The organism is Mycobacterium sp. 852014-52144_SCH5372336, assembly GCF_001665615.1.
Classification (GTDB): domain Bacteria; phylum Actinomycetota; class Actinomycetes; order Mycobacteriales; family Mycobacteriaceae; genus Mycobacterium; species Mycobacterium neumannii_A.
In genome coordinates, this window is sequence record NZ_LZSW01000033.1 from 185530 (window position 1) to 192115 (window position 6586).

Annotated in this window: 5 protein-coding genes; 4 read left to right on the forward strand and 1 reads right to left on the reverse strand. The window is 69.0% G+C overall.

Going from position 1 to position 6586, the window contains the following annotated elements:
* Nucleotides 1–18: 18 nt before the first annotated feature.
* The gene (locus A5759_RS07190; protein ID WP_068195619.1) at nucleotides 19–2112 is read right to left on the reverse strand and encodes an AAA family ATPase; all 2094 of its coding nucleotides are present in this window, start codon (nucleotides 2110–2112) and stop codon (nucleotides 19–21) included.
* 84 nt (nucleotides 2113–2196) lie between these two features.
* Here A5759_RS07190 and A5759_RS07195 point away from each other — a divergent pair, with 84 nt between their 5' ends.
* The 4 genes from A5759_RS07195 (at nucleotide 2197) to A5759_RS07210 (ending at nucleotide 6503) form a co-directional block, all read left to right on the forward strand.
* Complete coding sequence (locus A5759_RS07195) at nucleotides 2197–2772, forward strand: TIGR00730 family Rossman fold protein (protein WP_068195676.1); 576 nt, start codon at nucleotides 2197–2199, stop codon at nucleotides 2770–2772.
* Between the two features lie 49 nt (nucleotides 2773–2821).
* Complete coding sequence (gene fadD6, locus A5759_RS07200; RefSeq protein WP_068195622.1) at nucleotides 2822–4603, forward strand: long-chain-acyl-CoA synthetase FadD6; 1782 nt, start codon at nucleotides 2822–2824, stop codon at nucleotides 4601–4603.
* A gap of 131 nt (nucleotides 4604–4734) precedes the next feature.
* On the forward strand, nucleotides 4735–5559 hold the full coding sequence (folP, locus tag A5759_RS07205; RefSeq protein ID WP_068195679.1) for a dihydropteroate synthase: 825 nt from the start codon (nucleotides 4735–4737) through the stop codon (nucleotides 5557–5559).
* A complete protein-coding gene (locus tag A5759_RS07210; RefSeq protein ID WP_064396681.1) occupies nucleotides 5556–6503 on the forward strand; it encodes a glucosyl-3-phosphoglycerate synthase in 948 nt (315 codons plus the stop codon). The genes folP and A5759_RS07210 overlap by 4 nt, the downstream gene beginning before the upstream one ends.
* Nucleotides 6504–6586 lie beyond the last annotated feature (83 nt).

The window sequence follows — 6586 nt, forward strand, 5'->3', positions numbered from 1 at the left end:
CCCGTCGTGACACGAGTTTCAGCGGTGCGCTTCGCCTTGGGCTGCGGCGTCCGCGGCGGCGCCGTGCCACCCGCACGCCGCGTAGCCCTGGGACGCCTCGGCCAGCGCGGCGGCATCGCGCGCGGTGAGCGCCCGGCTGTGCGCCAGCGCCAATTGCCCCGTTGTGCAGTCACATTCGGTGCTCACCCGTTCGATCGCGTCCGCGGCCCGCATGTCGCCGAGCCGCGCCGCGTCCACCAGCGAGCGCAGCGCAACGGCCGTCTGGCCTCCGCGCTCGGCACTGCGCACCGCCTCACGGGCCGCGGCGACGGCGCCGTGCTCGTCGCGGCGCGCCCACATCGTCCACGCCCGTGCGAGCGCCAACTCCGGGGCGAACAGCATCGACTTCAAGCCGTGCCGAGACTCGGCACGCGCCAACGCCTTTCCCGCCTCGACACCCGCACCGAGCTGACCGAGCGCCTGGGCCAGCAGCATCCACGCCAACGGCCCCCACGAGTAGCCGGTCGGGGCCAGCGCCGCGGCCGCACGGCGCAGCAGGCGCACCGCCTCCTCGAGCTCACCCTTGGCGATCAGCACGTCGGCCACCAGCACCTCACCGATCGCGCGCCCCGGTTGTTGCAGCTGCGCGAAGTCGGTGAGCCGCTGGGCAAGCTGCTGGGCGCGGTCCAGTTCACCTGCCATCAGCAACGCCGTCGTCTGCCCGAATCCGCTGGTGAACCGCAGAAGCCCCGGATGTCCGGCGGCCATCGCCCGCTCGGCCAACGCGTCGACATCGGCGAACCGGCCCGTCCGCGCCGAGCTCAACGCCGCTGCCGCCGCCGCCCAGCCGATCGCGGTGTCGTCGGCGTCCGGCGACGCCAACACGTCGGCGGCCACCTCCATCGCCCGCGACACGCTCCCGGCGTTCATCGCAAACGTCGCCGACAACGCATCGAGCGTGATGCGTGCGGCCGGCGACGACACCCGGTTGCGTGTCGCACGCAGGAATGCCGTGGCGCGCTCGGGCTCGGACAGCATCCAGAACTGGTTGGCGGCCCGCGGCAGCGCCCACGCCATCAGCTCGGTCTCCGACAGCGCGGCACCGTTCACGCCGTCGAGCACCGCGTCCGCGTCGCGGCCTCGGCCCTGCCACGCCAGCGCGTACGCCAGCGTCAACCGGGTGGACAGGTCGTCGGGTGCGCCCTGCAGCGCGGCGCGGCCGAGCCGTTCGCTGAGCACCAGATCGCCGAGTCGCAACGCCTCCGCGGCCGCCGAGGACAGCTCGGCGGGTCCCTGCGGACTGTCGCTGTCGAGCGCCAGCACCGCGCGGCGCAACCTGTCGACGGCGCCGTGACCGGCCCGCCCGGCCAGCCGGTCGACGACTTCACCCCGCAGCCTGCGCAGCTCCGGACCGCCCAGTGCCTCGCGCACCGAGTCGGCGAACAGCGGATGCGCCGGGTGCACCCAACCGTCATCGACCACGACGGCGCCCGATGCCGCTGCGGCCTCGACCGATTCCGGACCGACCAAGGCTTCGAGCTCGTCGAGCGCCAGCGGGTCGTCGACGGCCAGGTACTCCAGGACGCGGTAGGCAGCGTCCGGCAGGTCGGTGACGAATTCGCCGACCGAAGCCGCCACGCGACGGTCGTCGTGACCCGGCGGCTCGAGGTCGATGCGCTCGACGAGGCCGTCGTCCCACAACGCCGAGACACCGTCGGCCATCACCCCGGCCGGCGCCACCGTCACGATCAGCGCGGCGGCGCCGCTGACCGCGAGCTGGTAGATCAGCGCAGCCGACAAGGGATCCAACAGATGAGCGTCGTCCACCACCAGCAGGCGCGAGTCACCCAGAGTGTCGCGGGCGCTGCGCAGAACGTCCGCGGTCTTGCCGGTGTCGGCGACGTCGATGAGACGACTGACCGCGGCGAACGGGACCGCGGCCATCGGCGCGGTGGCGGTGACCCAGTCGACGCGGTGGTAGCCCCCGGCGAGCCGTTCTGCGGCCGCTCGCGCCAGCGTCGTCTTACCCACGCCGGCGGGACCGATCAGGACGGCGCCGGAACGTTTCTGCAGACCGGCTTCGATCGAATCGAGTGCCGGTCCGGGCGGCGAGGTGACCCACTCAATCGGCACCGCCGGAGTCTATGGCTAAAACGATCGCCGCACTCCTGAACGCGGCCGGGGGCCGCTTGATCGTCCTGCCGCTAAGTTGTGCTCGTGTCCGCTGAACCCCACGCTCGCGAGTCCGGTCGTCAGTGGGCGGTGTGTGTCTACTGCGCGTCGGGTCCAATGCACCCCGAGCTCATCGGGCTGGCCGAGGAGGTTGGGGTGGCGATCGCTGAGCGGGGTTGGAGCCTGGTCTCCGGCGGCGGAAACGTCTCGGCGATGGGTGCGTTGGCGACGGCGGCCAGGTCCCGCGGGGGCCACACCGTCGGTGTCATCCCGAAGGCGCTGGTGCATCGCGAGGTCGCCGACGTGGACGCTGACGAACTCGTCGTCACCGACACGATGCGTCAACGCAAGGAAGTCATGGAGGGACGGGCGGACGCGTTCATCGCCCTGCCCGGAGGCATCGGCACGCTCGAGGAATTCTTCGAAGCCTGGACAGCGGGTTATTTGGGTATGCATGACAAACCGGTCGTGCTGCTCGACCCCATCGGGCACTACGACGGGCTGTTGGCATGGCTGCACGATCTGCGCGACAGCGGGTACGTCGCGCAGGGGGCACTGGACCGATTGGTCGTCGCTGTCGACGTCGAGTCGGCCATGACGGCGTGTGCGCCACCGCCATGAACACGGTCACTAGGGTGTGCGACAAACGAACAGGGAGGGACGAACGCGCATGACCGAGAAGTCGGGGATTCGCCGCAGCGTCGGTTTACTGGACATCGCCGCCCGCGCGCCGGGGCTGATCGCGGACCTGCCGACGATCCTGCGGGGCGTCGTCACCGGTTTCGGTGCGCGGCCCTCGGCCAAGACCTCGATCGGCAAGGTTTTCCAGGATCGCGCCGCGCGCTACGGCGACAAGGTGTTCCTCCGGTTCGGTGACGAGCAGATCACCTATCGCGACGCCAACGAGACCGTAAACCGCTACGCCGCGATCCTGGCTGCCCGCGGCGTGGGCCACGGCGATGTCGTCGCCATCATGCTGCGCAACTCCGCGGAGCCCGTGCTGCTGATGCTGGCATCGGTCAAGTGCGGCGCGATCGCCGGCATGCTCAACTACAACCAGCGAGGCGATGTGCTCAAGCACAGCCTCGGGCTGCTGGAGGCCAAGGCCATTGTCGCCGATACCGACTTCGTCGAGCCGATCACCGAGTCCGGCGCCGACACCGACGGGCTGCTCACCATCGACGACCTCAAGCGCCTGGCCTCGTCTGCGCCCACCAGCAACCCCCCGACCACCGCGGCGGTGCTCGCCAAGGACAACGCGTTCTATATCTTCACGTCGGGCACCACCGGCATGCCGAAGGCCAGCGTGATGACGCATTACCGCTGGCTGCGGGCGCTGGCCGGGTTCGGCGGCCTCGGAATGCGGCTGACCAGCAAGGACACCCTCTACTGCTGTCTGCCGCTGTATCACAACAACGCGTTGACGGTCGCGCTGTCGTCGGTGCTGAACTCCGGTGCGACGCTGGCGATCGGTAAGCAGTTCTCGGCGTCGAAGTTCTGGGACGAGGTCATCCGCCACGACGCGACCGCGTTCGTCTACATCGGCGAGGTCTGCTCGTATCTGCTCAGCCAGCCGCCCAAGGACACCGACCGCAAGCACAAGGTGCGGGTCATCTGTGGCAACGGGCTGCGCCCGGCGATCTGGAACGACTTCACCGAACGATTCGGCATCGACCGGGTGTGTGAGTTCTACGGCGCCAGCGAGGGCAACACCGCGTTCGTCAACGTGTTCAACATTCCGCAGTCCACCGGTATCTGCCCGTCGCCGGTGGCCTTCGTCGAGTACGACCCGGAGACCGGCGATCCGCTGCGCGACGACAAAGGCCGCGTCAAGAAGGTGTCCACCGGTGAGCCGGGCCTGTTGCTGTCCAAGGTCAGCAACTTCCAGCCCTTCGACGGCTACACCGATCGCGAAGAGACCGAAAAGAAGTTGGTGCGCAACGCTTTCCGCGATGGTGACGTGTGGTTCAACACCGGCGACCTCATGCGCTCGCAGGGGTTCGGGCACGCGTCGTTCACCGACCGGCTCGGCGACACCTTCCGGTGGAAGGGCGAGAACGTCGCCACCACCGAGGTGGAGACGGCCATCTCCGCCGCTCCGCAGGTCGAGGAGTGCACGGTCTTCGGCGTCGAGGTCGAGGGCGCAGGCGGACGCGCGGGCATGGCCGCGATCCAGCTCAAAGAGGGCGAGAAGTTCGACGGCAAGGCGCTGGCCAAAGCCGCATACGACAAGTTGCCCAATTACGCGGTGCCGCTGTTCGTGCGGGTGGTCGAGGAGTTGGCGTACACGTCGACGTTCAAGAGCCAGAAGGTCGACCTTCGAAAGGAGGGCTTCAACGTAGAGGAGATCGACGATCCGATCTACGTGCTCTCCGGTCGCGACGAGGGTTACGTCGAGTTCTACGACGACTACCCCAAAGAGGTCGCCGACGGAAAGAAGCCCAAGAACTAGCGATTCGTGAGTGGAAACGTTCGCCCGCCGAACGAAATCACGCACAAATCGCGCCGCCGTAGCCTGGAAGGGTGAACACGCACTCGGGCCGCTTCCTGGGCCGGCCCGTCGCCGCCGATCGAGCGCTGATCATGGCGATCGTGAACCGGACTCCGGACTCCTTCTACGACCGCGGCGCCGCGTTCACCGACGAGGCGGCCAAGACGGCCGCGCACCGGGTCATCGAGGACGGCGCCGACGTCGTCGACGTGGGCGGGGTCAAGGCGGGCCCGGGTAACACCGTCGACACCGACGAGGAGATCGCGCGCGTCGTCCCGTTCATCGAATGGCTGCGCAGCACCTATCCCGATCAGCTGATCAGCGTCGACACCTGGCGCTCGGCGGTCGCCAAACAGGCGTGCGCGGCGGGAGCCGACCTGATCAACGACACCTGGGCCGGCCACGATCCGGCGCTGCCGGAGGTGGCCGCGGAGTTCGGTGCAGGCCTGGTGTGCTCGCACACCGGCGGCGCACAACCGCGCACCAGGCCGTTCCGGGTCAACTACGGAATCACCGAACGCGGCGTCGTCGACGACGTGATCGCGGAGGTGACCGCGGCGGCCGAACGCGCGGTCGCGGCGGGGGTGGCGCGCGACGCCGTGCTGATCGACCCGACGCATGATTTCGGCAAGAACACTCATCACGGTCTTAGTTTGTTGCGCCATGTGAAAGAGCTTGTAAACACTGGATGGCCCGTCCTGATGGCGCTGAGCAACAAGGATTTCGTCGGGGAGACTCTGGGTGTGGGTTTGACCGAACGCTTGGAGGGCACCCTTGCAGCCACCGCCCTGGCGGCCGCAGACGGAGCCGCGATGTTCCGGGTGCACGAGGTCGGACCGACTCGGCGTGTACTGGAGATGGTCGCGTCGATCCAGGGCGGACGGCCGCCGACGCGCACGGTGAGGGGACTGGCATGACACTCACACCCGAACTTCCCGCTACTGACGTCGTCATCGCACGCTGGCTCAGCGACCACAGCTGGAGCCGGCCGACGTGGACGGTCTCAGAACTCGAAGCCGCCAAACGGGGCCGCACCATCTCGGTGGTGCTGCCCGCCCTCAACGAGGAAGAGACGGTCGGCAGCGTCGTCGAGACCATCACCCCGCTGCTCGGTGGGCTGGTCGACGAGCTGATCGTGCTGGATTCCGGCTCGACCGACGACACCGAGATCCGCGCCCTGGCCGCCGGTGCCCGGGTGATCAGCCGTGAGGCGGCGCTGCCGGAGGTGGCTCCGCAACCCGGCAAGGGGGAGGTGCTGTGGCGCTCGCTGGCCGCCACGACCGGTGACGTCGTGGTGTTCGTCGACTCGGACCTGATCGACCCCGACCCGATGTTCGTGCCCAAGCTGGTGGGTCCGCTGCTCACCACCGACGGTGTGCACCTGGTCAAGGGCTTCTACCGCAGGCCGCTGAAGGTCAGCGGCAGCGAGGACGCCAACGGCGGCGGGCGGGTGACCGAGCTGGTGGCCCGGCCGCTGCTGGCCTCCCTGCGGCCCGAGCTCAGCTGCATCCTGCAACCGCTGGGCGGTGAATACGCGGGCACCCGTGAGCTGTTGACGTCCGTGCCGTTCGCGCCGGGCTACGGGGTCGAGATCGGTCTGCTGATCGACGCCTACGACCGGCTCGGCCTCGACGGGATCGCCCAGGTCAACCTCGGTGTTCGCACCCACCGCAACCGGCCGCTGACCGAGCTGGCCAGCATGAGCCGCCAGGTGATCGCGACGCTGCTGTCGCGCTGCGGGGTGCCGGACTCCGGTGTGGGGCTGACGCAGTTCTTCGCCGACGGTCAGGACTACACGCCGCGGACATCGTCGGTGTCGCTGGCCGACCGCCCCCCGATGGTGACCCTGCGCCCACGCTGAGTCATATCGCCGCTTGATCGTCGTCCGCCGGGTTGAATTGGCGGACTCCTCAGCGCGGCTCGTCCCTCGCCGCTTGATCGTCG